This window comes from Pseudomonas pichavaramensis, from assembly GCF_050473265.1.
Taxonomy (GTDB): Bacteria; Pseudomonadota; Gammaproteobacteria; order Pseudomonadales; family Pseudomonadaceae; genus Aquipseudomonas.
Window position 1 is genome coordinate 306,303 of sequence record NZ_JBJKFJ010000003.1, and the last position, 25,442, is coordinate 331,744.

A 25,442-nucleotide genomic window follows, 5' to 3' on the forward strand; every position below is an offset into this window, starting at 1 on the left:
CATGGCGCACCTTACGGGGCTGGAGTGTGAGTGTTTGATCACGGCTGACGCCGCTCCTACAGATACCCACCGATTTCGTAGGAGCGGCTTTAGCCGCGATGAGCTATCAGCCTCAGGCAAAGGCCAAGCAACGACAAGGTTCGCGAGCTTTCCCCGGATTGTATCCGGGCTACGCCGCTGGTCGCGGCTAAAGCCCCTCCCACAGGGCGGCGCGGTTGTTGTAGGAGGCGCTTTAGCGGCGAGCTTTTGCTCTAAGACAGCTCAGGACCTGGCTACCACCCGTTCCAGCGGCCGGTAGTGAGGTGGGAACAACGTGACGATTTCCGCCAGCGGCAGCGGTTTGCTGAACAAATAGCCCTGCACCTGATCGCAGTCGCGCTGCTGCAGGAAGGCCAATTGCTCCTGGGTCTCTACCCCTTCGGCGACCACTTTCAGATGCAGGGCGTGGGCCATGGCGATAATGGCGTGGACGATTTCGCGGTCCTGACTGGAGTTGACCACATCCTGGATGAAGGAGCGGTCGATCTTCAGCGTGTCCAGCGGCAGGCGGCGCAGGTAGGCCAGGGACGAATAGCCTGTGCCAAAGTCGTCGATGGACAGGCTCACGCCCAGCGCGCGAATGCTCTCCAGCAGGCTGATGGCGCGGTTGATATTGCTCAGCAGTGCGCTCTCGGTGACTTCCAGTTCCAGGCATTGAGCAGGGCAGTGGGTTGAGCGCAGCAGTTGCTCGATCCGACCAGGCAACTGGTCGGTGCCCAGGTTGAGAGCCGAGCAGTTGACCGCGATCTTCAGGCCGGCATAGCCCATGTGTTCGAGATGGTTGAGATCGAGACAGGCGCGGCGCATGACCCAGTTGTCGAGCTGATCGATGAAACCGTTGGCCTCGGCAATGGCGATGAAGCGTTCGGGCGTGAGCAGGCCGTGCTGCGGGTGTTGCCAGCGCACCAGCGCTTCCAGTTTGTTCAGCTCGCCGCTGTGCAGGTCGATGATCGGTTGGTAGTAGAGCAGCAGGCCGTTGTCCTGCTGCAGGGTTTGGCGCAGGTCTTCCTCCAGTTGCAGCTCGAACGAAGCCTTCTGTTTCAGGTGCGGGTTGAAGAAATGCACCACGTTGCGCCCGCTACCCTTGGACTGATACAGCGCCAGGTCGGCATGTTTGAGCAACTCGTCGGCGCTATTACCGTCCTGCGGGAACAGGCTGATACCTATGCTGTTGGTCATCACGATCTTGCGGCCGTTGAGGCAGATCGGTTCTTTCATCTGTTCCAGCATGCGATTGGCCAGCGCGCGTGGGTCGGCATTGCTGTCGAGGCTGGCGACTACGCAGAACTCGTCCCCACCGAAGCGCGCAATGATGTCGCGCTCGCGCAGCGCAAGACGGATGCGCTGAGCCACGACACGCAACAACTCGTCGCCGGCATCGTGGCCGAGGCTGTCGTTGATGCGCTTGAAGTGATCGACATCGAGAAACATCACCGCCAGGCTGCGATGCGTCACGGCGTGTTCCTCGAGGGTGGCGGCGAATACGCGATTGAAACCGCGACGATTGAGCAGCTCGGTCAGCGGGTCGAAATGTGCAGCCTGCTCCAGCGAGGCCTTGGCCTGATCCAGCTGCACCAACAGACTGTTGACCCGTTGCAGATCGCGATCCTTGTCCTCCAGCTTGCGTCCGATCCAGGCTGCCGCCAGGCTCAAGCCGAGAATCAGCAGGGTGATCGAGGCAACGATCAGCACCAGTTGCATGCTGTTGTCGGCGCTGCGCAATTGCAGGGGAGTACCCTCCGGCACCACCAGATTGAGTGCGGCCATGCCGGTGTAATGCATGGTGGCGATGGCGGCGCCCATCACCAGGGCTGCGAATATACGCATCCAGTGTTGCTGTCGGGCTGAGCCCAGGCGCACGTAGCGATCAATCAGCAGCGCGGCGAAGCTGGCACTGATGGCGATGACAATGGACAGACTGAACAGGCCTCCATGGTAGTAAGCCTGTGCCGGCGAGCGGATGGCGGCCATGCCGCTGTAGTGCATGGCGGTGATGCCCAGACCAATGATCACCGCAGCCAGCAATTGCCGGCTGAAGCCAGGTTGAGGGAGGGCCATGTAGTAGATGGCGAGCAGGGCGGCGCCCAGCGCTACCAACAATGACAGGGCTGTCGTGGCCAGATCGTAATGGATGCCGACGGGCGCATGGAACGCCAGCATGCCGATGAAGTGCATGGACCAGATGCCGCCAGCCAGGCACAGCCCGCCGACCATGCCCCAGATCAGGCGCATACTGCGTCGTTGAACCTGCTCCAGGTGTTTGCTGATGGTCAATGTGCTGAAGCTGCCAATGGTAGCGATGACATACGACAGCAGGACCAACCCAAGGTCATGGCTGCAGTCGAGCAGCAACTGCCCCTGGACGGGAAGGTCTGCAAGAAAGCGGATAGAGAGTCCTTCCATAGTCATCCCTCCAGGCAGCGAAAAACAGCCTGATTCAGCGAAGCATGGCACGCTCGTACTACCTGATTGGTTCTAGCACGTAAAAAAGCACTTTGCGTTATCGCCAGTGGCGCCTGGGCATTTGGTCGCCCAGTCCAGCATCGTCGTACATAAAGCAAACGAATGTTCGCAGACAGACGTCAGCAAAGGCTCTAGATTGCCTTTCACCCAGCGTTCGGTCGGTGTCGCCAGGGTAGGTGCCACTCTAAGGCCGCACGCAGATAACAAGAACGAGACATTGCCATGCAGCCCAATCAGCAAGCGTCGAATGCCTGGCGCATTCTTTTCCTGCTTTTCCTGGCCAATCTTTTCAATTTCTTCGACCGCACGATTCCCGCGATCATCATCGAGCCGATACGTCTGGAATGGAGCCTGAGCGACCTGCAGCTCGGTCTGATCGGTACCGCATTCACCATTGTCTATGCCCTGGCCGGGGTTCCTCTCGGACGTATGGCCGACACCGGCGCCCGGCGCAAGATCATGGGCTGGGGCCTGGCGGCCTGGAGCGGTCTGACGGCGCTAAACGGCCTGGCCTGGAATTTCTGGAGCTTCCTGCTGATTCGTATGGGCGTCGGCATTGGTGAGGCCAGCTACGCGCCAGCGGCCAATTCGCTGATCGGCGATCTGTTTCCTGCGCACAAGCGCGCGCGGGCCATGGGCATCTTCATGCTCGGCTTGCCGTTAGGCTTGCTGCTGGCATTCTTCACCATCGGTGCCATGGTTCAGGCTTTTGGTAGCTGGCGTGCGCCATTTCTGATCGCCGCAGTGCCGGGTTTGATCCTGGCGCTGTTTCTGTTCTTCATTCGCGAACCCGCTCGTGGTGCGGCGGAGGAAAACCAGATCAGCAGCGCACCGGTGGACAAGCCACTGCGCAAGGTACTGGCGATTCGCACCTTCTGGTGGCTGGTGCTGGCAGGGCTGGCGTTCAACTTCGCCACCTATGCCTGCAACTCCTTCATGGTGCCGATGTTGCAGCGCTATTTCGGTCTTGGGCTGCAGAATGCGGCGATGGCCACCGGCGTCATCGTCGGGCTTACCGGCCTGGTGGGGCTGACTCTGGGCGGCTGGATTGCCGACAAGGTGCATCAGCGCTGGGCCAATGGCCGTCTGCTGTTCGCCGCGCTGAGCATGCTGGTGTCTTGTGTCTGCACGGGTTGGGCGCTGAGTGCCGGGCGTATCGATACGGCGGTATTCGTCGGCGTGTTCAGCCTGGGCTGGCTGTTCTCCTACAACTTCTATACCTGCGTCTACACGGCGATTCAGGACGTGATCGAGCCGCGTCTGCGGGCGACGGCCATGGCCTTGTACTTCGCCGGTCTGTATCTGCTGGGTGGTGGCCTTGGCCCACTGGCGGTCGGCTGGCTTTCCGATCATTACTCCCAGGCGGCGATGCAGGCAGCCGGTGCCGGTGAAATGACTGAAGTTTTCAAGGCTGCCGGATTGCATGATGCGATGTTGCTGATTCCCGTGGCGCTGCTGCTTACGCTGCTGGCCTTGCTGCAGGCCGCACGTTGCTTCCAGGCGGATGCGCTGCGCATGCGTGAGGGGATGGCCGAAGCCGTTCCGGCTTGAGACTATCGGTACACACGGCGCCCCAGCAGTTTCCGGGCGCCGTGCGTTTCGCCTCAGGGCACCAGCAGGACTTTGCCGTCACGTTCGCCGCTGGCAGCTGCCGTCACGGCGTCCTTGATGTGCTCCAGGTCGTAGGTCGCAGCGACGCGGGTCTTGAGTTGGCCACTGGCGATCAACTGCACCAGTTCGCCGAATACCTTCATCTGTTGGGCCTGGCTGGCCTGTTGGAACCATTTGGCCAGCCAGAAACCACGCAATGTCACGTCACGGAACACGAACGACGCCGGTGAAACCTGGCAGGCCTGGCCACTCATCATGCCGTAGTTGACCAGCACGCCGCCGTTGGCCAGAGCCGCTGCCAGGTGATCGGTGCTGGCGCCGCCGACGGCATCGATACCCAGACGCACTTCGGCACCACCGGTGGCCATGCGTACGCGCTTGGCCAGATCCGGTCCATCCACCAGCACCAGATCGCCGCCTTCGGCTTCCACAGCGGCGACCGCAGATTCGCGGCGCACCACGTTGATGGTCTTGAAACCGCGCAACTTGGCCAGTTGGATCAGATAGCTGCCAACTCCGGAGTTGGCGGCGTTCTGAATGACCCAATCACCCGGTTTCAGGTCGACGAACTCGCTTAGCAGCAACGAGGCGGTCGGCGGGTTGACGGTGAGCATGGCCAACTGCAATGGGTCGGCATCCGGCAGCGGGATCAGCTTGTCCGCCGGCGCGTTCATGGCCGTGACCCAGGTGCCGCAACCGACGGGCAGGAGCACGGTTTGGCCGACCTTGAAATGACCGACACCTTCGCCGAGCGCCTCGACCTTGCCAACGCCCTCGTTACCTCCGACGGCAGGAAGCGGCGGCAGCATGCCATAGGCCCCCGTGAGGGTCAGTACATCGGACGGGTTGATCGGCGCGGCGAGCACCTTGACCCGCACTTGCCCGGCGGCAGGCTCCGGCAGTTGCAGCTCCACCGCGCTGATGACGTCTTGCGGTACCGGGCCGCGCTGTTGGTATTCGGCTTTGAGCATGGTCGTGGTCTCCAGAAGGCAGGCGCAGAAATGCGTGGAGCCAGTCTAGCTGCGATAGTGCACAACGGAGTGAATCAACCAGCATCCACTCTGGTTATGACCCGTGCCAGCCGTCTATGCTGAGCTGGACCGACAGCGGGGTACGTAATGTTCAGAGGGTGGGTTGCAGGGATTCTGGCATGCCTGAGTCTGACGGCTGTGGCCGATGTGCTGCACGTGGGTTTCGGCACGCACAAGCCGCCCTACATCTACGAGGGCGAACCGCGTGGCCTGGAGTACGACTTGATTGAGCGCGCGGCGCACAACGCCGGTTTCGAGGTCACCGTCTACTACGCACCGATGGAGCGCCTGCACCTCATGTTGCGCCGTGGCGAGATCGATGCGATCGCCACGACGCACCAGCGTAGCGGTGTACAGGCCTATTACTCGGATACCTACATCTACTACCACAACGCGGCCGTAGCATTGGCCGGGCGCGGTTATCACATCGAGCGCATCGCCGATCTCAGCAAATACTCGATCAGTACATTTCAGCGTGCACGTCTGTTGCTCGGGCCCGAATTCGAGCGTATGGCCATGAGCAACCCGCACTACCGCGAAGAGGCCTTGCAGATAAATCGCAACCGTCTGCTCTACAGTGGACGAGTGGATGTCGTGATCGGCGACAGGCGCATCCTCAACTACTTCAATCGTGAGGTAGCGGATCAGGTCGACGTGACCCAGCCGCTGTCCTGGTTTTACATATTCCCGCCGACGCCCTACAGGGTCGGCTTTCGTCTGCAGGAGCAGCGCCAGCGTTTCAATCAGGGGCTACGAGTGCTGCGTGAGTCCGGCGAGTATCAGCTCATCGAGCAACGCTACAGTACGCATTGAAACCTGAGGAAACCTTTGCACGGCTGTCTGAGCACAATGGCTGTTGCACTATGTCGCCCTGTTCGCAATCCGCATGGAGACGCCAAGATGCCGCGCAAGTCACTCGCCGCCTTTGCTCTGCTCGCCCTGGTTGGTTACCAGGCCAGTTTTGCCGATGATCAGCAGCTGTCGAGCGAACTGGGGCCGCTCGAGGTCCACACAGTCGCCGAAGGCCTGGCCAACCCCTGGGCTGTAGCCTTCCTTCCTGATAACCAGGGCTATCTGGTCAGTGAGCGGCCAGGGGCATTGCGTCGGGTAAGTCCGGAGGGGCAGATATCGCAGCCGTTGGCGGGTGTGCCGGAGGTCTTCGCCGTAGGGCAGGGCGGTTTGCTCGATGTGGTGCTCTCGCCTGATTTCGCCGAGGACCGGCTGGTCTATCTGTCCTACGCCGAGGCCGGTGATGGTGCGGCAGGTACAGCTGTCGGGCGTGGGCGGCTGTCTGCCGATGCGACTGCACTGGAGAACTTCGAGGTGATATTCCGCCAGCAGCCGAAGCTGTCCAGTGGTACGCACTTCGGTTCGCGTCTGGTGTTCGACCGTGACGGCTATCTGTTCGTCGCCTTGGGCGAAAACAATAATCGCCCGACCTCGCAGGACCTGGACAAACTGCAGGGCAAGTTGGTGCGTATCCACCCGGATGGACGTATCCCCGAGGACAACCCTTTCGTCGGCCGTGAAGGCGCTCGTGACGAAATCTGGTCTTATGGTCATCGCAATCAGCAGGGGGCGGCTCTCAATCCCTGGAGCGGGCGCTTGTGGACTCACGAGCATGGCCCGCGTGGTGGCGATGAAATCAATATTCCCGAGGCTGGCAAGAACTACGGTTGGCCGCTGGCAACCCATGGCATCAATTACTCGATGCTGCCGATTCCTGAAGCGAAGGGCAAAACGGTCGAGGGCACCGAGCCGCCGCATCATGTCTGGGAAAAGTCGCCCGCTATCAGCGGCATGGCGTTCTACAACGGCGAGCGTTTCCCCGCCTGGCAGAACAATCTGTTCATTGGCGCGCTATCGGCCCAGACACTGATTCGCCTGCAGCTCGATGGCGACAAGGTCGTGCATGAAGAGCGTCTGTTGGAATCGCTTGGGGCGCGCGTGCGCGACGTAAGACAGGGGCCGGATGGCTATCTTTACGTGCTGACGGATGCGTCGAAGGGGAAGTTGCTGCGCCTGGGCTTGGCGAGCGAATAGAACTGCAGAGGAGGGGCCGGGTGCGCTTGGCGCACCCGCGATCGATCACTTCTTGCTGATGGTGATCTGGCGAGTACCGCCGTAGGTCTGACCGCTGACACCCTTGGCGATCTGCTGGATCTCGCCACCGCCTTGCAGGAAGGCGGCAATCTGCGCCTCGATGGACTCGCGGGTTTCCACTGCTGGAGCCGGCTTGCTGACTTTGCTGGCGGATGACTTGACGCGAAGGGTGGCCATGACCTTGATCTCTTTTCGATGGGCGGCCGGCCATTATGCCTCAATCAGCCCCATTCTGCTGGGTTAATCGCCAATCAGTTGCCTGTGCAAGCCCCTCGAAGGCCTCTTTTCATTGCCTTTAATAGCTTGTTTTCCAGCCACTTAGGTCTGCCGGTGACCGGCTGTCGAATGATTGCACGGCAGGCCCGGAGACCCGTGAACTCGGGTAGAATTGCCGGCTGTTTTGGCGAGGTGAAGCACGATGGCCGTAATTGGGCGGATGAATTCTCTACAGGTGGTCAAGCACACCGACTTCGGGCTGTATCTGGACGGTGGGGCCGATGGCGAAATCCTCCTGCCCAAGCGCTACATCCCCAAGGACACCTCGAGTGAGGTCGAAGACTGGCTCAACGTGTTCATTTACCTCGACAGCGAAGACAAGCTGATCGCCACCACGTTGAAGCCGAAGATCCAGCTCGGCCAGTTCGCCAGCCTCAAGGTGGTGGACATCAACCGTGTCGGCCTGTTCTTCGACTGGGGACTGCCCAAGGACCTGCTGCTGCCCCATTCGGAAGAGAAGCGCCCGCTACAGATCGGCGACTACTGCGTGGTCTACCTCTACCTGGACAAGCGCACTCGCCGTCTCACCGCCACCGCACGACTGGATCGTTACCTGGATCAGGTACCGGCGCACTATCAGGTTGGCCAGGAGGTCGATCTGTTGGTGGTCGAGCGTACCGACCTGGGCTTCAAGGCCATCATCGACGGCAAGCACTGGGGCTTGATCCACAAGAACGAGCTGTTCAAGTTCATTCGCAATGGCATGCGCGAGAAGGGTTATATCAAGGAGCTGCGTGCCGACGGCAAGATCAGTCTGAGCCTGCAGCCCATTGGTCGAGAAGCCGCCACTGGCCTGGCCGGGCAGATCATCGAACGCCTGCGTGAGCAGGGCGGTGTGCTGGCGCTGGGTGACAAGAGCGCACCTGAGCAGATCGCCGAGCAATTCCGGGTCAGCAAGGGCAACTTCAAGAAGGCCATCGGTGGTCTCTACAAGCAGGGCCTTATCCGCATTCACGACGATCGTATCGAATTGCTCGACAGCTGATCACGCGGTGACTTGAGCACGAGCGCGGCAACTCGCATAATGCCGGCGTTTCCCGCCGGTGTAGCTCAGTCGGTAGAGCAGCGCACTCGTAACGCGAAGGTCGTAGGTTCGATTCCTATCTCCGGCACCAAAAAAATCAAAGGGTTAGCCTCGGCTAACCCTTTGTCGTTTCTACGCTGCAAAATCCCTCGCGCTGCTGTCCAACTCGGTGTGAAGATAGTTCCGGCCACTGTGCCCGATCCGTTCAGATGGGAGTTGCTCATGTTCATTCGCTCGTTGGTCTTCGTCCTGGCAACGGCTTTTGTCGGCGCTGCATTAGCTGATCAACCGCAGACCATTCGCGTCATTCCCAAGAGTTACGTCAGCCCAGGCGCCAGTGGCAGTGTCTCCGGCTCGTCGAGTTACCAGCAGCACAACCTGTATGGCGGGCAGCGCTTGCCGCAGGGCAGTGTGCGGCAGGAGAGTCGCTATGGCAGCCAGTCCAGCGAGACGCGCGGAGGCATTCGGCAGAGCACCGAGTACCCAGGAGGCCTGATCATCGAGCGCCAGCCTGGCAGCGGCACCTATCAGCAACAGCGCAGCCGCTGACTCTCAGGTTGGGGCGCTGCCTGAGGGCGGTTCGGCAATCACCGCACGGTTACGTCCCTCGCTCTTGGCCCGATACAGGCATTCATCGGCACGTTGCAGCCAGCTTTCCCAATGCTCGCCGCTGTGCAGAATGGCGCCGCCAATGGAGACGGTCACCGCGCCTCCCGGGCTTTCCAGCTCCTTGCGTATGCGTCCCAGCAGATTCTGCGCTGCCGTATGCAGGCCCGCGACGCCGGTATTGGGCAGCAGCAGAAGAAATTCCTCGCCACCGAAGCGAAACAGGCGATCTTCCTTGCGTGAGCAGCGCTTGATCAGTTCGACGAAGGAAACCAATACCTGATCGCCCACCTGATGGCCGAAGCGGTCGTTGATCTGTTTGAAATGGTCCAGGTCCATGACCAGCAGGCCATAGTTGTCGCTATGGCGGCGGTGGCTGGCCATGGCGATCTTCAGCTCTTCGTTCATGGCGCGGCGATTGCGCGCGCCGGTCAGCGGGTCGTGAATGGCCAGCAGCTGCAACTGGTCGCGCTGGGTACGAGTGCGGAAGGCGAAGATGAAGCTGAGCACGCTGGCCATCATGCAGGTGACCAGGAACGAGACCATCTGGTAGTGGCTCTCGAACACGCTCCCAGGCACCAGCATGGCGTGGCTGACGAGGCAGGCCAATACCACGGCTGTTGCCAGCAACGCCTTGCCGGGCGTGACCATGAAGAAGTTGAAGAGAATCAGCGGATAGATCCAGAACAGGCCATTGACGCCCAGAGTGATGGCGATCAGCGTGGCGCCAAGCGAGAACACCGCTGCCAGATAGATACCGGGCTTGACCGTGTCGCGCGTGACCCAGGCATAGAGCACGGCGAACAGCGTGGAAAAGACGATGACGGTGTCGGCGATGCCAACCAGGTAGTTGCCATTGAGAAGGCGATAGACAGCGTATGGGGAAATGCCGATAACGCCGAACAGCCCCATCAGGGTGATGATCGAAAGCTGGAAGTCATTGCGCAGGCGCTTCAGCAAGCGAGCGGTCTGGGTAGCCATAGCCTTTCTTTTCATTGTTATGGAACAAGCATGCAGAGCTTTGACCGCTTATGGCAAGAGGCATTCCAGAGCAAAGTGCCAGCATTTCCGCCCAGGCGGAGGGCCGCTCAATGAGCGCGCAGCGATACTAACGACTTGCTGCGCTGGTAACGGCCCAACCGTTCGGCTAGTTCGCCAGGAAGCTGATCGCAGTCGGCGAACTCCAGGCGCAGGTAGAAGGTGCGCAGGTCAGGGTGGCAGAACAGCCAGATGGCTTCGGGGTGCTGCGCCAGGCCATGGCTGAGCAGTTGCGCGGCTACGCCCTGGCGGCGAAACGCAGGCGCGACGAACAGGCCGGTCAGCCACTGGCCACCAGTGACAGGGCGCAGGCTCAAGGCGGCAACGATTTCACCGTTGTGCTCGGCAACCCAGGTCTGGTCGCCTGCCTGGCTGCGCATGGGCGAGCGATGGCTGCGATAGAACTTGTTGACCAGCGGCTGTAACAAAGCGGGCAGGCAGCGACAGTGGAACGTGGGCATCGAGCGGTACGGGCGAGGTAAGGGCGTGCCATTTAACCGCAGATTTTGGTTAACGGCTGCGCATTTGCAGTCTGTCGGCCCGTGACAGGCCCGCACCGTCGCCGCATCATGAGTCAGCCGTATCTCGCTGAAGGATCATCTGCGTGCCCCCATCTTCCGTATCAAGCATCGTGTTTGCCGCACAGAGCTCGGCAGGCCGGGTGCGCACGCACAACGAAGATGCCATGGCGTGTCACCCTGAACTCGGGCTATGGGCCCTGGCCGATGGGATGGGAGGGCATGCGCGTGGAGAGGTCGCCAGCGCCACGGCTGTACAGGGGCTGGTCGAGGCTGTGCAGCAGGGTGTCACGCTGGAGCAGGCCGTGCAGGCTGCACATCAGGCAGTACTCGCTGCCGCTGAGGCTGATGACGGTGCCGCGGACATGGGCAGCACGCTGGTGGCAGTGAACCTGAAGGACGATGCATTCGAACTGGCGTGGGTAGGAGACAGCCGTGCCTATCGCATCGCGGCTGATCGTATCGAGCAGCTCAGTCACGATCACAGCTGGGTACAGGCGATGATCGACGCCGGCGAGTTGAGCGTCGAGGAGGCGCGCGAGCATCCACGACGTAACCTCATTCTGCAGTGCCTCGGTCAGGGTGAGCAGGTGCTGGAAGTCGGCCAGTTGCGTGGCCGCCTGGCGCCTGACGAGTTGCTGCTGCTGTGCAGCGACGGCCTGACCTGCGAGCTGGACGATGCCACCATTCAGCGTTGCTGCGCCGAGTCCGCCACTCTGGAGGCGATGGTCGAGCAGTTACTGGGGCTGGCAAATAGCCATGGTGGCAGGGACAATATCAGCTGCATTGTCCTGGGGCTCGCCGCGCCTGCTCCTCCCAGCCAGGTACCCACGCGTGGCCTGCTGAGCAAGCTGTTCAAATTCCGTCAATCCTGAGTGCCAGTCGAGTCGTATGAGCCAGCCATCAATCAGCGTGCCCGGTTACAGCATCCATGGTCGCCTGGGCAAAGGCGGTATGGCGGAGGTCTATCTGGCCACCGAGGAGGCTCTGCAGCGCGAGGTGGCACTCAAGGTACTGCTGCGCCATGAGGACGAGGAGTTCACCCAGCGCTTCATCAAGGAAGGGCACATCGTCGCCTCCTTGCATCATCCGTCGATCATCACCATCTACCGTATCGACCAACTGAACGATGGCCGTCACTTTCTGGCCATGGAGTATCTGGCCGGCGGCGACCTGGCCCAGTACAAGGGGCAGCACCTTGAGCCTGCACAGGCCTTGCGCATCGTCCGGCAAATCGCCAGTGCCCTTGCCGTGGTGCACGACAAGGGGCTGGTGCACCGCGATATCAAGCCCGGCAACATCCTGTTCCGCGACGATGGCACGGCGGTACTCACCGACTTTGGTGTGGCCAAGGCCTTGCAACTGGACAGCGACCTCACCCAGTCGGGAATCGCCGTGGGCAGTCCGGCCTACAGCAGCCCCGAGCAGGCTCAATGCCAGGCGCTGGACGCACGCAGCGATATCTACAGCCTGGGTGTGATCCTGCTGGAGATGCTGACCGGGCATAACCCCTTCCGGGGTGAGAACTACACCCAGACGTTGATGAACCAGTTGCAGCTGGCGCCACCGCAATTGCCGGAGCCGTTGAGCGAGTTGCAGTGGCTGCTGGAGCGCATGCTGGCCAAGGAGCCGGAGGAGCGCTTTGCCGATTGCCACGTGCTGCTGGCCAGCCTGGATGAATTGCAGGGCGCCGAGCAGGATCTGACGCGCATGAGCCCGGCGCTCAAAGCCGCGCCCAGTCAGCCGCGCCGCCGCTGGTTGCCTTGGGCGGTACTGGGGTTGGTGCTGTTGGCTGGCATTGGTGCTGGCGGTTACTACTGGCAGTTGCAGCAGCGCATGGCCAGCTTGCTCGCGCTAGGCGAGACACGTCTGGCCGAAGGTCAGTTGCTGACCCCGATGCAGGACAATGCCGACTACTACTTCCGTCAGGTGCTGCTGCTGGATGCCGACAACGCTCAGGCCAGCGACGGTTTGCAGCGCGTGTTGCGGGCGCGTATCCAGGGCTATCTGCAACTGGCCGAGCAACGCCTGGCCGAGGGGCGGCTGATTCTTCCCGAAGACGACAGCGCGGTGCACTACTTCCGCCAAGTGCTCGGTTGGGAACCAGACAATCTGCTGGCGCTGGCCGGGATCAACCGTGTGGCGCAACGTTTCATCGAGCAGAGCGAAGCATCCTACGCACGGCGCGAGTACAACCTGGCGCTGGAGCAGATCAAGCAGGGGCTCGAGGCGGAACCCGACAACGAGCACCTGCTGGCGCTTTATGATGGCCACCAGGAGCGCGTGCGCCAGGCTACGCAACCCGCTGCACGGCCTGCACAGCGAGCCTCGCAGAATCCGATCAAGCGCCTGCTGAACAACCTTTTCGACTGAACCGAGGCATTCCCGATGCTCAAACTGCAGTTCCTGGATAACCGCCAAGCGCCGGTCTGGTTGAGCGACGAGCGCCTGACCATCGGCCAGGACAGCCGCAACCAGCTGGTGCTGGGCGATTCGGGGGTTACCAGCTTTCATGCCGAGATTCGTCAGCATCAGGGCTACTACTACCTGAGCGATGCCAGTCAGGGCGCCACTTGGGTCAACGACCAGCGCATCGGTAGCCGCTTCCAGTTGCGTGATGGCGATCGTCTGCGCCTGGGCAGCGTGGAGTTGTTGCTGGTCGATCCGGCCAAGGCGAGCGTCAAAGCGGACGCCCCAGCCGCACGCTGGTTTCTGCAGGTTATCCAGGGGGAGCACCAGGGGCGAAAGTTTCATATCCATGGCTCGATGACCTTCGGCCGTTCGAGCAAATGCGAGTTGTGTTTCAGCGATCTGGAGCTGTCACGCCGACACTGCGAGTTTTTCCTCAAGGACGACGTGCTGGAGATCAAGGACCTAGCCTCGGCCAACGGTGTGCAGGTCAACCAGCAGAAGGTCAGGACCTCCGTGCTGCAGCCGGGCGATCAATTGAAGATGGGCTCGGTGACGCTGCTGGTGATCGGGCCGAAGGTCAACGTCAGCGAAGCGCCCGACGAAGACGCCACCCAGTTCATGCGCGTCGCCGATCTGCCCAAGGCCCTGGCAGGCAAGGGCGGCGCCGCGGCGACACAGATTGCCCCTGCCCCCCAGGCGGCACGTAGCCTGCCCCGCGCCGCACCGGCTGCGGCCAATCCGCTACGCGCCGCTGCTCAGGCCAAGGCGTTGCCTGAGACCAGGCCTGCCGCAGCCGGCGCCGCGCAATTGTACTTGGGCGGCTTACTGGTGCTGTTGCTGGGAATGGGCCTTGGCGCCGCTTTCATGCGCCTGCTCGGCTGATGCTCTGGCGCTGATTCAGACAGACGCCAGGCGGCGTCGCTCGGCGCGAATCTCCGGCAGGTCGCTGCGGCGCAGATAAACCCGCAACGGGTCGCTCAGATTGACCCGGTCATCGATGCGCTGCTCCTGTAGCCAGGCCAGGCGTTGGCGGTCCAGGCGCATCAGCTCGCCTTCATCGGCGTGCCACACGTATTCACTGGTGGGGGTGATGGTCTCGGCCGGCACGTCGAGGCCGAAGCTGTCTTCGGAGAAACGCAGCAGGTACTGTGCGGTCTTGGCGTTGTAGCCGACGAAACCCTGCAACTGGTCGGCGGCCTGGCAGATCTGGGCGGACGTGATACTCATGGCAAACCTCGTTTCCTGTGGGGTTTGCATGCAAGGCGAATGGTTCTGTTTATCGGCGCAGCCTAACCCGTGAACAGGTGATTGCGCGTTGCCGTGGATCAAGAAAGCCGTTGCAGGGCCGGCAGCACCTGCTCGCGCAGCAACGGTGCCAGGTCATCGGGCAGAGGCTGGGCGGTGTCGAGCCAGCGCAGCTCTTCCAGTTCGGCAGCCGGTTGCACGCTATGGGGTAGTCTGGCGCGGTAGATGTCCGCCTGCAGCCAGGTGTCGGCTTCATTGGCAGCGGCTGCCTGAAACTGGCCGAGTGGGTGCAGAGCATCGGCATCCAACTGCAGTTCAAGCTCTTCGAGCAGTTCACGCTTGAGCGCAGACAGTGCATCTTCGCCCGGCTCGCGCTTGCCGCCAGGCAGCATGAAGAAGTGCGTGTTGCGCTTGCGTACCAGCAGCAGGTGGCCTCGTTCGTCGAACAGGCAGGCGGCGGCAATCTGTAGAGTGGTTTTCATGGGATAAGCAGCGGGCGCCCGTTCAGAGCGCCCGGCAGGCATCAGCCGGCGAGGCCGACGTAGACATTCTGCACGTCGTCGTGACCGTCGATGGCTTCGAGGAAGGCTTCGACTTCTTCCATTTGCTCCGGCGTGAGGCTGGTCACCGGGTTCTTCGGACGGTAACCGAGCTTGGCCGAGTTGACGGTGAAGCCTTGCTCCGGCAACGCCTTGCACACGGCATCGAGGTCGGTCGGATCGGTGATGAACAGGGTCGCGCCCTCGTCATCGGGAACGAAGTCCTGAGCGCCGGCTTCGATGGCGGCCAGCTCCGGGTCGGAACCGTCTTCAGTGCTGGCTTCGATCAGGCCGACGTGGTCGAAATCCCAGCTGACCGAGCCGGATGCGCCGAGCTGGCCCTTGCGGAACAGTACGCGGATTTCCGCGACGGTGCGGTTGACGTTGTCGGTCAGGCACTCGACGATCAGCGGCACCTGGTGCGGGGCGAAACCTTCGTACAGGGTGCGCTCGTAGTTGACCACTTCACCGGACAGGCCCGCACCTTTCTTGATGGCGCGGTCGAGGGTGTCCTTGGGCATCGAGGCTTTCTTGGCCTGATGAATGGCCAGGCGCAGTTTGGCGTTGGTGTCCGGGTCGGCGCCGTTACGCGCGGCGATCATGATTTCCTTCACCAGCTTGCCGAAGATCTTGCCTCGGGCATTGGCGGCGGCTTCTTTGGGTTTGGCTTTCCACTGGGCGCCCATCTGGGGTCTCCTGGCCGATAGGTGAAAAGGCGTCGGCACGTGAGCTCGGCCTGACGATCGGATAGGTTGCGGATTCTAGTGCCTTGCGCGGCTCAGGGCACCTGCAATTTCTGCGAAGCGCGACTGCCGGAGTAACACGCTGTAGCGAATCGGCGCCCGATCTAAGGGCGAGCCGGCCTAATCTTGGTCTTTTCGCCAGCGCGCTGGAGGTAGTCATGTCTCGTCCATTTCATCGTATCGGTGCCTTGTTGTTGTCCGCCATCCTGCTGTTGAGCGCTGGGTCGGTGCTGGCGCAGCAGGACGCTCTGCGTATCGGCATCATCGGTACCGGCAATATTGGCAGCCCGCTGGCCAGGCTGTGGGTCGAGGCGGGGCATGAAGTGATGGTTTCTTCACGTCATCCCGAGCGCCTGCAGGCACTGGCCGACGAGCTGGGTGAGCGCGCGCAGGTCGGCACGCCGCAGCAGGCTGCCGCCTTTGGCGAGGTGATTCTGCTGGCAGTGCCATACGCCGCTACTCCGCAGATCGGCCGTGACTACGCCGTAGAGCTGGCGGGCAAGGTTGTGCTGGATGCCGGCAACCCCCGGCCCGGGCGTGATGGTGAGATGGCGGTAGCAGCCATCGAACAGGGGGCCGGCCTGGCCTCTCAAGCATTTTTGCCTGGTGCGCGTGTGGTGCGCGCGTTCAACGCCATTGCGGCCTATAACCTGCGTAGCCAGGCGCATCGACAAGGCGAGAAACTGGCCATTCTCCTGGCCGGCGATGATCAGGCCGCGCTCGAGGTGGCGGCGCGTCTGGTGACCGATGCCGGCTTCGATCCGGTCATTGTCGGCCCGCTTGCCACTGCCAAGTCTTTTGACTTCAACAGCGGGGTGTCGGCGCGAATGCCTACAGCGAGGGAGCTGCGCGAGTTGCTGCAGTTGCAGCCCTAGCAGCGATCAGAGATAGCGCCAGATCAACTGCACGCCAGCCAGCAGAATTCCCAATCGCGCGATACGGTAGAACCACTGGTGATTGACCCGCGCCTGCAGCCACAGGCCGCTCCAGACACCGAGCGGCACGATGGGCGCGAGCATCAGGCTCAGCAGCAGGTTTTCCCGAGTGAACTGGCCGAGTGCGGCGTAAGGGAACAGCTTCGCCGCGTTGGTCAGCAGGAAGAACAGGTTGATGGTGGCGACGAAGCGCACCTTGTCCAGTTGCTGGGGCATCAGGTGCATCATCACCGGCGGACCGCCGGCATGGGCGACGAAACTGGTGAAACCGGCCAGTGTCGACAGCAGCGTGCCGCGGCCCTTGTGTAGCGGGCGCGGTGTCGGGTTGCGGGTGATCAGGCCCAGGCCGACGAAGACGATGGCGATCGCCCCGATCAGCAGGCCGATGGCGCGCTCGTCGAAGAAGCCGAAGGTCAGTGAGCCGATGGCAATGCCAAGCACGGCGCCAGGCAGCATGACCTTCAGGTTGACGGTATCCCACTTGCGCCAATAGGCCTTCAGACCGACCACATCGGCCAGGCAGAGAATCGGCAGAATGACGGCCACAGCCTGCTTCGGCGATGTCGCCAAGGCCAGCAGGGGCACAGCCAGACCGCCCAATGCGCCACCGAAGCCGCCCTTGGACAGCCCGGTGAGGAAGATCGCTGGCAGGGCGAACAGCAGAAAGTCGTGCAGGGTCATGGCGGCTACGGGCTGGAGGCAGGCGCGCAGGTTAGCAAAGGCCATGGCGGCAAAGAATGCCTGGCACGTGGATTGGGGCGATCAGCGCACTGTGTGGTGTTTTTCCTGCCATTCTGTGTCTGCCGCCTCGTGCCTGGCGCTGTTCTAATGGCCGCTCACATCGTTCGAGGACTGTCTGCATGTCGCCCAAGGATCTGCTACTGGCGTTGCTGGTGATCGTCGTCTGGGGGCTGAACTTCGTGGTGATCAAGGTCGGCCTGCACGGCATGCCGCCGCTGCTGATGGGCGCACTGCGCTTCATGCTCGCGGCCTTTCCCGCGATCCTGTTCGTGCGCCGGCCGCAGGTGCCGCTGCGCTGGATGCTGGCCTACGGCATGACCATTTCGCTGGGGCAGTTCGCCTTTCTGTTCTATGCCATGTACGTCGGCATGCCGGCGGGCCTGGCGTCGCTGGTGCTGCAGTCGCAGGCCTTCTTCACCCTGTTTTTCGCGGCGCTGTTTCTCGGTGAGCGTCTGCGCGGCAGCAACCTGTTTGGCCTGCTGGTGGCGGCCGGCGGCCTGGCGCTGATCGGTCTTCAGGGCGGCCAGGCGATGACCGTCGCCGGCTTCGCGCTGACCATCGCGGCGGCCTCGATGTGGGCGCTGGGCAACGTCGTCACGCGCAAGCTGGGCAAGGTCAACCTGGTTGGTCTGGTGGTCTGGGGCAGCCTGATACCACCGTTGCCGTTTCTGGCCTTGTCGTTCTGGCTGGAAGGCCCCGAACTGATCGGTCATTCGCTGCAAAACTTCAGTCTGGATTCGCTGCTGGTGCTGGCCTACCTGGCGTTTGGCGCCACCATTCTCGGCTATGGCCTGTGGAGTCGCCTGCTGTCGCGTTATCCGGCCAGCCAGGTGGCGCCGTTCTCGCTGCTGGTGCCGGTGGTCGGGATCAGCTCATCGGCGCTGTTGCTGGGCGAGCGCCTGGGCAGCCTGCAGATGGTCGGTGCGCTGCTGGTCATGGCGGGCCTGCTGATCAACGTCTGGGGCGGTCGCCTGCTCGACAGCTGGCGCCAGCGTGAGTTGACGCAGCCGTAGGGTGCGCTGTGCGCACCGCTTCCGTTACTGCTTGTAGTCCTGTGCGCACACGAATGCGGCCAGTGTTCACTCAGTCTTGCGGGTGTTTCTCCGGCAGGCGCTCCAGTATCTGATCCAGACGCTGCTGGATCTTCTGATCGATCTTTTCATGCAAACGCATGATTTCCAGCTCGGCACGCAGGTTCACTTCGAAGTCCAGGCGGGCTGCCAGGCGATCTTTGGCCGCCTGGCGATTCTGACTCATCATGATGATCGGCGCCTGGATTGCGGCCAGGGTCGACAGCATCAGGTTGAGAAAGATGTACGGGTAGGGGTCGAACACCATGCCGAAGTGCGACAGCACATCGCTGTTGAGCAGCATCCAGCCGAGCATGGTCAGTGAGAAACAGAGGATGAAGGTCCAGGACCCACCAACCGATGCGACGCGATCCGACAGGCGTTCGCCGAAGGTCGACTCTGCATCGGAAACATCTCCCACATCGCGGCTGATGGGGCGGCGTTCACGTATGGTTTCCAGTACGTGAGTCTCTTCCGGTTCGAGTTCGTGCAGGGCTTTGCCGAGCAGGTGCTGGGCGAGTTGTTGCAGGGGGTGAGGGGTGTTCATCGCGTGCAGCTCGCATGAGGAGATGGGCGAGATGCTGAACCGGATGGGCGCGGCTGTCACGGGGTGGCAGCGCAAAAAGAACAGCCCGCAAGAGCCGCGCTGACGGCTTTTGCGGGCAGGTCGATCAGTCCTGGCGGCTGGTGACTTCCAGCAGGTGGTAGCCGAACTGCGTCTTCACCGGGCCCTGCACCACGCCGACCGGCGCGCTGAAGACCACGGTATCGAATTCCTTGACCATCTGGCCCGGACCGAACGAGCCCAGGTCACCGCCGCTGCGGCCGGACGGGCAGCTGGAGTTGTCTTTGGCCAGTTGAGCGAAGTCAGCACCGCCTTCGATAGCGGCTTTCAGTTCGTTGCACTTGTCTTCGCTGGCAACCAGGATGTGACGGGCAGTAGCGCGAGCCATGGGATACCTCCTTTGAATTGAGCTGCAGAGCCTAGCGCAATCGCCCCGACAAGCAAACGTTGTCCGGGCGATAGCAGCAGTGGAGATCAGAGCAGTTTTTTGTCCACAGCCTGCTGCAGCGTACTTTGCGTCAGCTCTCTGAGCAGGTTGTCGCTCCTGTCCTGGAAGGGCACGGCGAAAATCAGCAGCAGGTGCATCCAGGTGGTCAGCGATTCCTGTCGCTGGGCGATGCCCAGTTTGTCGCCGTTATTGTCGCGCACGCTCATGTTCATCGTCAGCGTGTTGTCGAACGCGCCGGGAATCAGAAAGAAGGTCGCCCCGGTCAGTACGGCCAGGCCCATGTTGCCGGTTTCGTGGTTGTGCAGGGTCACGGTCAGATACAGATCGGATTCCTGCTGCTCGGTTGTCACGCGCGAAAAACGGCCGCTTTCGGAAAGGGTCTGCGAGATCACTTCCTCCAGCTTGGCTACGTCGGCGGTACTGACGCGCGGATTGTCGTTGACCTGATACTCGCCGAAGACCTTGAGGTAGACGCTGGGTTTTGCCTGTTCAGGCGCGGCGAGCGGCCACTGATCGACTTTCTGCAAGGAGTTGTGCGAGTAGGTCATGCAGCCCTGCAGGCTCGCCGAGGCGATCAGGAGCAGCAGTACGAAGAGCTTCTTCATGGGGAAATCCTTTTCAATGAGTCAGTTGCTGGGTGCCGTCTTCGAGCAACTGCTCGACCAGTTCGGTCAGCTGCTGCCCGCCAGACGGGAACATGTAGTCGTAGTCCCAGAGGCCGGTGTTCTTGTCCACCACCAGTTTCTTCTGCGAAAGCGCCAGTTGCCGGCCTTCGCTGTCGAGGATCTGCAGCTCGGCGGCCAGGTCGTACTTGTCGACGTAAATCGGCCCGTTCACCCAGATCCAGATCGTCAGCGTCAGCAGGGCGCCCGGCACATAGGCCGGGTGCGGCGTGCGCTTGCCTTTCAGTGAGGAGAAGTCGAATTGCAGTTGGACGTCCTGCTCATCGAGCTTGGCGGGGAAGCTGATCACCTGCTTGAAGTATTCGCCCTTTTCGATGTGCTGGCTGATCTGGGCGGTCAGCTGGTTGCCGATGTTGCGTCGGGTCTTTTCGTCGATGCGCGGGTCGGTGACCTTCACGTCCTTGATCATGGCGCTGCCCGGCAGGGAGTGCTCGATGATTTGCTCGGGCGGGGAAATCGGGCCTGCGGGAGTGAACGACACGCAGCCGGTCAGGGCCAGGCTGGCAATGCTGGCCGCGAGAAAATGTGCTTTGAACATCAGTGGAGCATCCTTGACGTATTGCTGAAATAGCGCGGTATCCGTCGGTGGTCGCTGGTTCCCGCCGGAGCGCTGTCCCTGGTGCCATCCTTCGGCGCGGCGGGATGTTAGCGTCAAAATGCCAGCATTGGAATGATGTTCATCACGGCTTTGCCGCCTTGCCCGGCAAGAGATTGCCCGGGGCTGGCAAGGCGCTGCCGTTCAGCGATGGCCAAGCCCCTTGAATACGGGGTTTCACAGCTGGCCCGTAATCTGCTTTGTCTGGTCAAAGGATTTTTGCGGAGGCTTCATGACCAGTATCAACAACAGCACGCCGGCGATGCTCAGTTATTACGGCAGCCAACTGAGCAACCGCTCGAACAGGGCCGGCAACGAGGGTGATACCCAGACCAGCCAGGATCCCTTGGCCGATCTGCGGCGCTTCGCCAAACAGGTGGTGGCGCGCAGTGAGGGAGGATTGCTCAGGGCGATGCAGGGCGGCACCGTCCAGGCCGGCAATGGTCTGCAGGGGATCGCGGATAGCAAGTCATCGACGCCATCGGCCATTCAGTTGCCGGATGTCGAGGCGCTCGATCGTGACGATGCGGCCAAGTTGCTGGAACAAGTGCAGAAAATGGTGGATGCCGGCATGGACGGTAGCGTGCTGATCGCCGGGCGCAACGGCGAGCAGCAGACCGACTCGCTGGAGACCTATCGCCAGTGGTTGCAGGACAAGGGCGGGATCAGCGTCTACGCCTGACTCAGCCGAGAGCGGGTTTGCTCCCGGCCGTGTTTTCGTCGGCGACTACCTGATTGCGTCCGCCGCGTTTGGCCGCGTAGGTGCGCCGGTCGGCGGCGCGCATCAGCTCGTCCAGTGACTGACCATCGTTGCCCAGACTCGCCACGCCAGCGCTCAGCGTCATGTGCAGAGGTGTGCCCGCCACGTCGAGTGGTTTGTCGCTCAGCCGTGCGCGCAGGCTTTCGGCGATTTCCCGCGCCTTCGTCGGCTGGCTGCCTGGTAGCAGCACGGCAAATTCTTCCCCTCCCAAACGACAGAACAGGTCGTTGATACGCAGCCGCTGAGCGAGCACCGTGGCGAAATGGACCAGTGCGTGGTCACCGACCTGGTGACCGAAACGGTCGTTGATCTGCTTGAAGTGATCGATGTCGACGAATACCAGTGACAACGGCGTACCGTTGCGCAGGGCATGGGCGCGCTCACGCTGGAATACTTCGCTGAGTTTCATGCGGTTCGGCAGGCCTGTCAGCGCGTCGGTCGTGGCTTGCTCGATCAGACGTTTCTCGTTGAGGATGCGGCTGCGCTCGTAGATATGCGCGAAGATCATCACCGCCATGCTTGCCAGGCCCAGGTTCGCCAGTATCACCATGTTCAGCAGTTGCTGGTCCGGGTCGAGACGTTGGTTGAACACGATCAGACCGATACCGACGAACAGCAGCGAACCGTACATGCCCAGGCGCAGACCCAGCAGCAGGTAGCAGATGATCGGGATGGTCTGGATCCAGGCGAATACGGCGAAGGTGGCATTAGGTTGCGACAGGGCCACGATCATGATGCTGAAGAACGGGAACAGGTAAATGGTGGTCAACAGCTGCAGGTTGCGGGTTCTGTCGATGATCAGCAGCATGTACAGCGAGACCCCGGCGTAGCCGATCTCGAGCGCGGCCAGCAGCCAGTTGTCGCGGAGCAGATTGACCACGAAGAAGAACACCCCGCCGGTCAGCGTGATCCAGGACAGCGCTTTGAGGACCAGGCGTCGGTGTTGTTCGTTCTTGGTGAATTGATCAGGCATCAGTTGCTCTCTGGCGGACAGGCGTGTTGGCATTGCACAGTGCTATCACGGGCGTATGCAGGAACCCTGCCGCCTCAATGCGATCCCAGTGCTCATGGGCTCCAGGCTGGAAGGTAAGCCCGGCGGCATTATTGCCGCCGGAAGTTGCGTCAGAATCACGACGTTAGTTGGGAGAGGGCGGTATGACAACAACAATGAGGACAGGCATGCGGGTGCGTTACCTGCTTGGGCTGCTGATGCTGGCGGCGTTCTGCTCTGCGCATGCTGCCGAGGATCGTGCCTTGATCGATGCGATCAATACCTATCGCGCAGAGGTACAGCGCTGTGGCGTGCAGGCCTCCGAGCCATTGCCGCCGCTGGCGAACGACCCGCGGCTGATCCTGTCTGCCAACGGCACGGCGGATTTGCAGGATGCGCTGAGTGCTGCCGGCTATCCCCTGGTCAACGTCCAGGCCATCACGCTCTCCGGCCCGCGTGATGCGCAGTCGGCAATGCAGGCCCTGAGCGAGAGTTTCTGCCGCGTCCTGCTCGATCCGCAGTTCATCGACGTCGGCGTCAGTCAGCAGGGGCGCGACTGGCGCATCGTGCTCGCGCGGCCGCTGTTAAGTGGCCGCCTGCAACCCTGGCAGGCTGAGGGCGAGAAGTTGCTGCTGCGGATCAACGCGGCTCGCGCCGAGGCGCGTCAATGTGGTGCTCAGTCGTTTGTCGCCGCTGCGCCCCTGGCCTGGAACGCGGAGCTGGGGGCGGCTGCCGAGAGCCATAGCCGGGAGATGGCCAATGAGAATTACTTCGCTCATCAGGGCCGCGACGGCCGCACGCCGGGTGACCGTGCGGAGCTGGCCGGGTACGGCGGCAGCCGCGTTGGCGAGAACATCGCGGCGGCGCTGGATACCCCGGACAAGGTGGTGGAGGGCTGGCTGGCCAGCCCCGGGCATTGCGCCAACATCATGAACCCACGCTTCACCGATCTGGGGGGCGCCTATGCCAGCGATCCGCAAAGCGACGCCGGCATCTACTGGACGGCGTTGTTCGGCGGCTAGTGCAACGCAGGCATCAGCGGATGCCGAAAACCTCGGCCAGGTGCTGTTCGTAGCGCGCTACGTCATGCTCGATGTTTGGCACCTTCATCACGTCGTTGCAGAGGAAGGTCGGCAGAGCGTTCATGCCGAGAAATTCGTTGGCCTTGTGGAAGGGAAAGTAGACGGCGTCCACGCCCTTGCCCTCGAAGAAATCGGTAGGGTCTTCGAAAGCCTGCACCGGAGCGTTCCAGGTCAGCGACAGCATGTACTGCTTGCCCTGGATCAGACCGCCGCTGCCGTACTTCTGCGAAGCATCGGAGCGGGTGCGGCCATCGTTGGGATAGAGGCTGCCATGACCCTCGGTGAATACCTCGTCTAGGTACTTTTTCACCGTCCAGGGGGCGCCCATCCACCAGCCGGGCATCTGATAGATCACCACGTCGGCCCAGAGGATTTTCTGTACTTCTTCCTGGACGTCGTAGCCGCCGTCGATGAAGGTGGTCTTGACGTCGAAACCGGAGCGGTCGAGGAAGGCAAGCGCGGCGTCGTGCAAGGTGGCGTTGTACTGGCCATGGGAATGGGCGAATGCCTTGCCGCCATTGAGCAGGAGGATCTTTTTCATGAGGGGTCTCCAGAAAATGTGGCGGCAGGTTAACCAGGGACACGCGCGCGAAATACCCCCTGACGGTCAAATAATTGTTGACTGAAAGTCATGAAAAATAGGTGGTGACGTGCATTAAGGTTGGCATTCCGTCAGTACAGGAGCCTTCCCATGCATGCCTTCATCCTTCATGCCCACACCAGGCCCGAGCGGGCCGAGGCGTTCGAGCAGCTATTTCGCGCCTATGTCGAACCCAGTCGCGCCGAGCCAGGCTGCATCGAGTACCACATGTTGCGCGACGCGCAGGACCCGACGCTGTTCATCTTCTACGAGGTCTGGGCTTCGCCGGAGGCGCTGGCCGAGCACATGGCCCTGCCACACATGCGCGCGTTCCATGAGCGGCGCCTGGATTATCTGCGCCGTGATTTCGAGATTCGCGAGATTCTCATGCTCAGCCCGGCTACCTGAGGCCTGGCAAGCCGGGATACCGGCATTTTTCACGCTTTCCCATATGCCTTCTATGCTTGAGTTTGAGCTGGCCTGGATCACGCCCGGGGTGGCCGAACACTCGGAGATTGACTGCTTGGAGAAGGCATATGTTCGCCAATCGATTGAAGAAGGAGCTGCAGGAGAAAGAAGCTGAGTTGTCGCGCTTCAAGCAGCTATACGACGGCATACGGGCGCAGAAGATCATGTTGTCGATAGACCCCGAGAAGCGCATCGTCGACTGCAATGACAAGTTCGGTCGTTTCGTCGGGTATGCGCCCGAGCAGTTGAAAGGGCGACCGCTGAGCGACATCGTGCCGGCGTACGTCAAGGACCTGCCGTGCTTCAAGAACCTCAGCGCGGCGATCTCCTCGGGCCAGTCGGTCAGCGATCGCTATCGGTTCCTGCGCAGCGATGGCTCATTGGTCTGGGTGCAAGCCTCGTGGATGCCATTGGCGGACGAGCGGGGTGTGGTGCGCCAGATCCAGTGCATTGGTAGCGAAGTCACCGAGAGCATGAACAAGGCGCGGGAGAACGAAGACTTCATCAACGCGCTGCTGCGCTCCACTGCAGTGATCGAGTTCGATCTTCAGGGGCATGTGCTCAACGCCAATCAGCAGTTTCTTGGTGCCATGGGCTACAGCCTCGAGCGAATCAAGGGCCAGCATCACCGCATCTTCTGTGAACCGCAGGAGTCGTCTTCCGCCGAGTATGCGCAATTCTGGGAACGACTCAATCGTGGCGAGTTCGTTGCCGGGCGCTTCAAGCGGGTGGACAGCCACGGCCGCGTGGTGTGGCTGGAGGCGACCTACAACCCGGTGCACGACACGCAGAATCGCCTGTACAAGGTGGTCAAGTTCGCCACCGTGATCACCGATCAGGTCAACCGCGAGGAAGAGGTCAACGACGCTGCTGATA

General features: G+C 61.7%; 28 protein-coding genes, 1 tRNA gene and 1 pseudogene. 15 read left to right on the forward strand and 15 right to left on the reverse strand.

The genetic code is table 11. The features are described 5' to 3' along the window. Nucleotides 1-261: 261 nt before the first annotated feature. Nucleotides 262-2,442, reverse strand: coding sequence for a putative bifunctional diguanylate cyclase/phosphodiesterase (locus tag ACJRW5_RS07180; RefSeq protein ID WP_484569843.1), 2,181 nt, complete (start codon nucleotides 2,440-2,442; stop codon nucleotides 262-264). Nucleotides 2,443-2,724: 282 nt separating this feature from the next. On the opposite strand from ACJRW5_RS07180, the gene ACJRW5_RS07185 reads away from it, so the two are divergent. Further along, complete coding sequence (locus tag ACJRW5_RS07185; protein ID WP_484569844.1) at nucleotides 2,725-4,053, forward strand: spinster family MFS transporter; 1,329 nt, start codon at nucleotides 2,725-2,727, stop codon at nucleotides 4,051-4,053. Nucleotides 4,054-4,106: 53 nt separating this feature from the next. On the opposite strand, the gene ACJRW5_RS07190 is transcribed toward ACJRW5_RS07185, so the two are convergent. Next, nucleotides 4,107-5,084, reverse strand: a complete 978-nt coding sequence (locus tag ACJRW5_RS07190) for a zinc-dependent alcohol dehydrogenase family protein (RefSeq protein WP_484569845.1) — start codon at nucleotides 5,082-5,084, stop codon at nucleotides 4,107-4,109. A 147-nt stretch (nucleotides 5,085-5,231) separates the two neighbouring features. Between ACJRW5_RS07190 and ACJRW5_RS07195 the strand changes: the two genes are divergently transcribed. Continuing rightward, nucleotides 5,232-5,957 carry a substrate-binding periplasmic protein gene (locus tag ACJRW5_RS07195; protein WP_484569846.1) on the forward strand — a complete coding sequence of 242 codons (726 nt, stop codon included), beginning with the start codon at nucleotides 5,232-5,234 and terminating at the stop codon, nucleotides 5,955-5,957. An 87-nt stretch (nucleotides 5,958-6,044) separates the two neighbouring features. Next, nucleotides 6,045-7,187, forward strand: a complete 1,143-nt coding sequence (locus ACJRW5_RS07200) for a PQQ-dependent sugar dehydrogenase (protein WP_484569847.1) — start codon at nucleotides 6,045-6,047, stop codon at nucleotides 7,185-7,187. 45 nt (nucleotides 7,188-7,232) lie between these two features. Here the strand turns inward: ACJRW5_RS07200 and ACJRW5_RS07205 are convergent, their stop codons facing one another. Further along, nucleotides 7,233-7,424: a hypothetical protein gene (locus ACJRW5_RS07205; protein ID WP_013716575.1), complete on the reverse strand. Its 192-nt coding sequence runs from the start codon at nucleotides 7,422-7,424 to the stop codon at nucleotides 7,233-7,235. Between the two features lie 241 nt (nucleotides 7,425-7,665). Between ACJRW5_RS07205 and ACJRW5_RS07210 the strand changes: the two genes are divergently transcribed. The 3 genes from ACJRW5_RS07210 to ACJRW5_RS07220 all read left to right on the forward strand — a co-directional run bounded on the left by ACJRW5_RS07210 (nucleotide 7,666) and on the right by ACJRW5_RS07220 (nucleotide 9,096). Then, nucleotides 7,666-8,508, forward strand: a complete 843-nt coding sequence (locus ACJRW5_RS07210; RefSeq protein ID WP_484569848.1) for a CvfB family protein — start codon at nucleotides 7,666-7,668, stop codon at nucleotides 8,506-8,508. A 54-nt stretch (nucleotides 8,509-8,562) separates the two neighbouring features. Continuing rightward, a tRNA-Thr gene (locus ACJRW5_RS07215) sits at nucleotides 8,563-8,638 on the forward strand. Nucleotides 8,639-8,769: 131 nt separating this feature from the next. Beyond that, the gene (locus tag ACJRW5_RS07220; protein WP_484569849.1) at nucleotides 8,770-9,096 is read left to right on the forward strand and encodes a hypothetical protein; all 327 of its coding nucleotides are present in this window, start codon (nucleotides 8,770-8,772) and stop codon (nucleotides 9,094-9,096) included. Nucleotides 9,097-9,099: 3 nt separating this feature from the next. On the opposite strand, the gene ACJRW5_RS07225 is transcribed toward ACJRW5_RS07220, so the two are convergent. Further along, the gene (locus ACJRW5_RS07225; protein ID WP_484569850.1) at nucleotides 9,100-10,134 is read right to left on the reverse strand and encodes a GGDEF domain-containing protein; all 1,035 of its coding nucleotides are present in this window, start codon (nucleotides 10,132-10,134) and stop codon (nucleotides 9,100-9,102) included. A gap of 107 nt (nucleotides 10,135-10,241) precedes the next feature. Next, nucleotides 10,242-10,652: a GNAT family N-acetyltransferase gene (locus tag ACJRW5_RS07230; RefSeq protein WP_484569851.1), complete on the reverse strand. Its 411-nt coding sequence runs from the start codon at nucleotides 10,650-10,652 to the stop codon at nucleotides 10,242-10,244. 143 nt (nucleotides 10,653-10,795) lie between these two features. On the opposite strand from ACJRW5_RS07230, the gene ACJRW5_RS07235 reads away from it, so the two are divergent. Genes ACJRW5_RS07235 through ACJRW5_RS07245 form a run of 3 tightly spaced genes read left to right on the forward strand, consistent with a single transcriptional unit; the run spans nucleotide 10,796 to nucleotide 14,003 of the window. Beyond that, complete coding sequence (locus ACJRW5_RS07235) at nucleotides 10,796-11,584, forward strand: PP2C family protein-serine/threonine phosphatase (RefSeq protein WP_484569852.1); 789 nt, start codon at nucleotides 10,796-10,798, stop codon at nucleotides 11,582-11,584. Between the two features lie 16 nt (nucleotides 11,585-11,600). Next, the gene (locus tag ACJRW5_RS07240) at nucleotides 11,601-13,082 is read left to right on the forward strand and encodes a serine/threonine-protein kinase (protein ID WP_484569853.1); all 1,482 of its coding nucleotides are present in this window, start codon (nucleotides 11,601-11,603) and stop codon (nucleotides 13,080-13,082) included. A gap of 15 nt (nucleotides 13,083-13,097) precedes the next feature. Then, nucleotides 13,098-14,003, forward strand: coding sequence for an FHA domain-containing protein (locus ACJRW5_RS07245; protein WP_484569854.1), 906 nt, complete (start codon nucleotides 13,098-13,100; stop codon nucleotides 14,001-14,003). 15 nt (nucleotides 14,004-14,018) lie between these two features. On the opposite strand, the gene ACJRW5_RS07250 is transcribed toward ACJRW5_RS07245, so the two are convergent. The 3 genes from ACJRW5_RS07250 to ACJRW5_RS07260 form a co-directional block, all read right to left on the reverse strand. Next, nucleotides 14,019-14,348 carry a DUF2025 family protein gene (locus tag ACJRW5_RS07250; RefSeq protein WP_484569855.1) on the reverse strand — a complete coding sequence of 110 codons (330 nt, stop codon included), beginning with the start codon at nucleotides 14,346-14,348 and terminating at the stop codon, nucleotides 14,019-14,021. Between the two features lie 98 nt (nucleotides 14,349-14,446). Next, nucleotides 14,447-14,848 (reverse strand): NUDIX hydrolase, encoded by a 402-nt coding sequence (locus tag ACJRW5_RS07255; protein WP_484569856.1) that lies wholly within the window; start codon nucleotides 14,846-14,848, stop codon nucleotides 14,447-14,449. Nucleotides 14,849-14,889: 41 nt separating this feature from the next. Next, entirely contained in the window at nucleotides 14,890-15,591 is a 702-nt protein-coding gene (locus tag ACJRW5_RS07260) for a YebC/PmpR family DNA-binding transcriptional regulator (RefSeq protein ID WP_484569857.1), read from the reverse strand. A 215-nt stretch (nucleotides 15,592-15,806) separates the two neighbouring features. On the opposite strand from ACJRW5_RS07260, the gene ACJRW5_RS07265 reads away from it, so the two are divergent. After that, the gene (locus ACJRW5_RS07265) at nucleotides 15,807-16,523 is read left to right on the forward strand and encodes an NADPH-dependent F420 reductase (protein ID WP_484569858.1); all 717 of its coding nucleotides are present in this window, start codon (nucleotides 15,807-15,809) and stop codon (nucleotides 16,521-16,523) included. A gap of 6 nt (nucleotides 16,524-16,529) precedes the next feature. Here the strand turns inward: ACJRW5_RS07265 and ACJRW5_RS07270 are convergent, their stop codons facing one another. Beyond that, nucleotides 16,530-17,264, reverse strand: a complete 735-nt coding sequence (locus tag ACJRW5_RS07270; protein WP_484569859.1) for a sulfite exporter TauE/SafE family protein — start codon at nucleotides 17,262-17,264, stop codon at nucleotides 16,530-16,532. Nucleotides 17,265-17,443: 179 nt separating this feature from the next. On the opposite strand from ACJRW5_RS07270, the gene ACJRW5_RS07275 reads away from it, so the two are divergent. Then, nucleotides 17,444-18,337 carry an EamA family transporter gene (locus tag ACJRW5_RS07275; RefSeq protein WP_484569860.1) on the forward strand — a complete coding sequence of 298 codons (894 nt, stop codon included), beginning with the start codon at nucleotides 17,444-17,446 and terminating at the stop codon, nucleotides 18,335-18,337. A 70-nt stretch (nucleotides 18,338-18,407) separates the two neighbouring features. Here the strand turns inward: ACJRW5_RS07275 and ACJRW5_RS07280 are convergent, their stop codons facing one another. The 4 genes from ACJRW5_RS07280 to ACJRW5_RS07295 all read right to left on the reverse strand — a co-directional run bounded on the left by ACJRW5_RS07280 (nucleotide 18,408) and on the right by ACJRW5_RS07295 (nucleotide 20,628). Beyond that, complete coding sequence (locus ACJRW5_RS07280) at nucleotides 18,408-18,941, reverse strand: DUF1003 domain-containing protein (protein WP_484569861.1); 534 nt, start codon at nucleotides 18,939-18,941, stop codon at nucleotides 18,408-18,410. Between the two features lie 124 nt (nucleotides 18,942-19,065). Further along, nucleotides 19,066-19,347, reverse strand: a complete 282-nt coding sequence (locus ACJRW5_RS07285; RefSeq protein WP_003462270.1) for a peptidylprolyl isomerase — start codon at nucleotides 19,345-19,347, stop codon at nucleotides 19,066-19,068. 86 nt (nucleotides 19,348-19,433) lie between these two features. After that, nucleotides 19,434-20,012, reverse strand: coding sequence for a hypothetical protein (locus ACJRW5_RS07290; protein ID WP_484569862.1), 579 nt, complete (start codon nucleotides 20,010-20,012; stop codon nucleotides 19,434-19,436). A 13-nt stretch (nucleotides 20,013-20,025) separates the two neighbouring features. Next, nucleotides 20,026-20,628 carry a hypothetical protein gene (locus ACJRW5_RS07295; RefSeq protein ID WP_484569863.1) on the reverse strand — a complete coding sequence of 201 codons (603 nt, stop codon included), beginning with the start codon at nucleotides 20,626-20,628 and terminating at the stop codon, nucleotides 20,026-20,028. A gap of 289 nt (nucleotides 20,629-20,917) precedes the next feature. Between ACJRW5_RS07295 and ACJRW5_RS07300 the strand changes: the two genes are divergently transcribed. Beyond that, nucleotides 20,918-21,367 carry a hypothetical protein gene (locus ACJRW5_RS07300; protein WP_484569864.1) on the forward strand — a complete coding sequence of 150 codons (450 nt, stop codon included), beginning with the start codon at nucleotides 20,918-20,920 and terminating at the stop codon, nucleotides 21,365-21,367. A 1-nt stretch (nucleotide 21,368) separates the two neighbouring features. Here ACJRW5_RS07300 and ACJRW5_RS07305 read toward each other — a convergent pair whose 3' ends face one another. Beyond that, complete coding sequence (locus ACJRW5_RS07305) at nucleotides 21,369-22,418, reverse strand: GGDEF domain-containing protein (protein WP_484569865.1); 1,050 nt, start codon at nucleotides 22,416-22,418, stop codon at nucleotides 21,369-21,371. 206 nt (nucleotides 22,419-22,624) lie between these two features. On the opposite strand from ACJRW5_RS07305, the gene ACJRW5_RS07310 reads away from it, so the two are divergent. Further along, nucleotides 22,625-23,458, forward strand: a complete 834-nt coding sequence (locus tag ACJRW5_RS07310; RefSeq protein WP_484569866.1) for a CAP domain-containing protein — start codon at nucleotides 22,625-22,627, stop codon at nucleotides 23,456-23,458. Between the two features lie 13 nt (nucleotides 23,459-23,471). On the opposite strand, the gene mdaB is transcribed toward ACJRW5_RS07310, so the two are convergent. Then, complete coding sequence (gene mdaB, locus ACJRW5_RS07315; RefSeq protein WP_484569867.1) at nucleotides 23,472-24,059, reverse strand: NADPH:quinone oxidoreductase MdaB; 588 nt, start codon at nucleotides 24,057-24,059, stop codon at nucleotides 23,472-23,474. Between the two features lie 150 nt (nucleotides 24,060-24,209). Between mdaB and ACJRW5_RS07320 the strand changes: the two genes are divergently transcribed. Then, entirely contained in the window at nucleotides 24,210-24,506 is a 297-nt protein-coding gene (locus ACJRW5_RS07320) for a putative quinol monooxygenase (RefSeq protein ID WP_484569868.1), read from the forward strand. A 224-nt stretch (nucleotides 24,507-24,730) separates the two neighbouring features. After that, nucleotides 24,731-25,363: pseudogene (locus tag ACJRW5_RS07325) on the forward strand (PAS domain-containing protein); the annotation flags it as partial. Nucleotides 25,364-25,442 lie beyond the last annotated feature (79 nt).

Bases quoted from the DNA above. Each gene is read 5' to 3' on its own strand.
- ACJRW5_RS07210 (WP_484569848.1), top strand. From the start codon at position 7,666: ATGGCCGTAATTGGGCGGATGAATTCTCTACAGGTGGTCAAGCACACC.
- ACJRW5_RS07195 (WP_484569846.1), top strand. From the start codon at position 5,232: ATGTTCAGAGGGTGGGTTGCAGGGATTCTGGCATGCCTGAGTCTGACG.
- ACJRW5_RS07300 (WP_484569864.1), top strand. From the start codon at position 20,918: ATGACCAGTATCAACAACAGCACGCCGGCGATGCTCAGTTATTACGGC.
- ACJRW5_RS07275 (WP_484569860.1), top strand. From the start codon at position 17,444: ATGTCGCCCAAGGATCTGCTACTGGCGTTGCTGGTGATCGTCGTCTGG.
- ACJRW5_RS07205 (WP_013716575.1), bottom strand. From the start codon at position 7,424: ATGGCCACCCTTCGCGTCAAGTCATCCGCCAGCAAAGTCAGCAAGCCG.
- ACJRW5_RS07265 (WP_484569858.1), top strand. From the start codon at position 15,807: ATGTCTCGTCCATTTCATCGTATCGGTGCCTTGTTGTTGTCCGCCATC.
- ACJRW5_RS07320 (WP_484569868.1), top strand. From the start codon at position 24,210: ATGCATGCCTTCATCCTTCATGCCCACACCAGGCCCGAGCGGGCCGAG.
- ACJRW5_RS07230 (WP_484569851.1), bottom strand. From the start codon at position 10,652: ATGCCCACGTTCCACTGTCGCTGCCTGCCCGCTTTGTTACAGCCGCTG.
- ACJRW5_RS07190 (WP_484569845.1), bottom strand. From the start codon at position 5,084: ATGCTCAAAGCCGAATACCAACAGCGCGGCCCGGTACCGCAAGACGTC.
- ACJRW5_RS07280 (WP_484569861.1), bottom strand. From the start codon at position 18,941: ATGAACACCCCTCACCCCCTGCAACAACTCGCCCAGCACCTGCTCGGC.
- ACJRW5_RS07200 (WP_484569847.1), top strand. From the start codon at position 6,045: ATGCCGCGCAAGTCACTCGCCGCCTTTGCTCTGCTCGCCCTGGTTGGT.
- ACJRW5_RS07285 (WP_003462270.1), bottom strand. From the start codon at position 19,347: ATGGCTCGCGCTACTGCCCGTCACATCCTGGTTGCCAGCGAAGACAAG.
- ACJRW5_RS07185 (WP_484569844.1), top strand. From the start codon at position 2,725: ATGCAGCCCAATCAGCAAGCGTCGAATGCCTGGCGCATTCTTTTCCTG.
- ACJRW5_RS07225 (WP_484569850.1), bottom strand. From the start codon at position 10,134: ATGGCTACCCAGACCGCTCGCTTGCTGAAGCGCCTGCGCAATGACTTC.
- ACJRW5_RS07240 (WP_484569853.1), top strand. From the start codon at position 11,601: ATGAGCCAGCCATCAATCAGCGTGCCCGGTTACAGCATCCATGGTCGC.
- ACJRW5_RS07310 (WP_484569866.1), top strand. From the start codon at position 22,625: ATGCGGGTGCGTTACCTGCTTGGGCTGCTGATGCTGGCGGCGTTCTGC.
- mdaB (WP_484569867.1), bottom strand. From the start codon at position 24,059: ATGAAAAAGATCCTCCTGCTCAATGGCGGCAAGGCATTCGCCCATTCC.
- ACJRW5_RS07295 (WP_484569863.1), bottom strand. From the start codon at position 20,628: ATGTTCAAAGCACATTTTCTCGCGGCCAGCATTGCCAGCCTGGCCCTG.
- ACJRW5_RS07250 (WP_484569855.1), bottom strand. From the start codon at position 14,348: ATGAGTATCACGTCCGCCCAGATCTGCCAGGCCGCCGACCAGTTGCAG.
- ACJRW5_RS07255 (WP_484569856.1), bottom strand. From the start codon at position 14,848: ATGAAAACCACTCTACAGATTGCCGCCGCCTGCCTGTTCGACGAACGA.
- ACJRW5_RS07180 (WP_484569843.1), bottom strand. From the start codon at position 2,442: ATGGAAGGACTCTCTATCCGCTTTCTTGCAGACCTTCCCGTCCAGGGG.
- ACJRW5_RS07270 (WP_484569859.1), bottom strand. From the start codon at position 17,264: ATGACCCTGCACGACTTTCTGCTGTTCGCCCTGCCAGCGATCTTCCTC.
- ACJRW5_RS07290 (WP_484569862.1), bottom strand. From the start codon at position 20,012: ATGAAGAAGCTCTTCGTACTGCTGCTCCTGATCGCCTCGGCGAGCCTG.
- ACJRW5_RS07220 (WP_484569849.1), top strand. From the start codon at position 8,770: ATGTTCATTCGCTCGTTGGTCTTCGTCCTGGCAACGGCTTTTGTCGGC.
- ACJRW5_RS07305 (WP_484569865.1), bottom strand. From the start codon at position 22,418: ATGCCTGATCAATTCACCAAGAACGAACAACACCGACGCCTGGTCCTC.
- ACJRW5_RS07245 (WP_484569854.1), top strand. From the start codon at position 13,098: ATGCTCAAACTGCAGTTCCTGGATAACCGCCAAGCGCCGGTCTGGTTG.
- ACJRW5_RS07260 (WP_484569857.1), bottom strand. From the start codon at position 15,591: ATGGGCGCCCAGTGGAAAGCCAAACCCAAAGAAGCCGCCGCCAATGCC.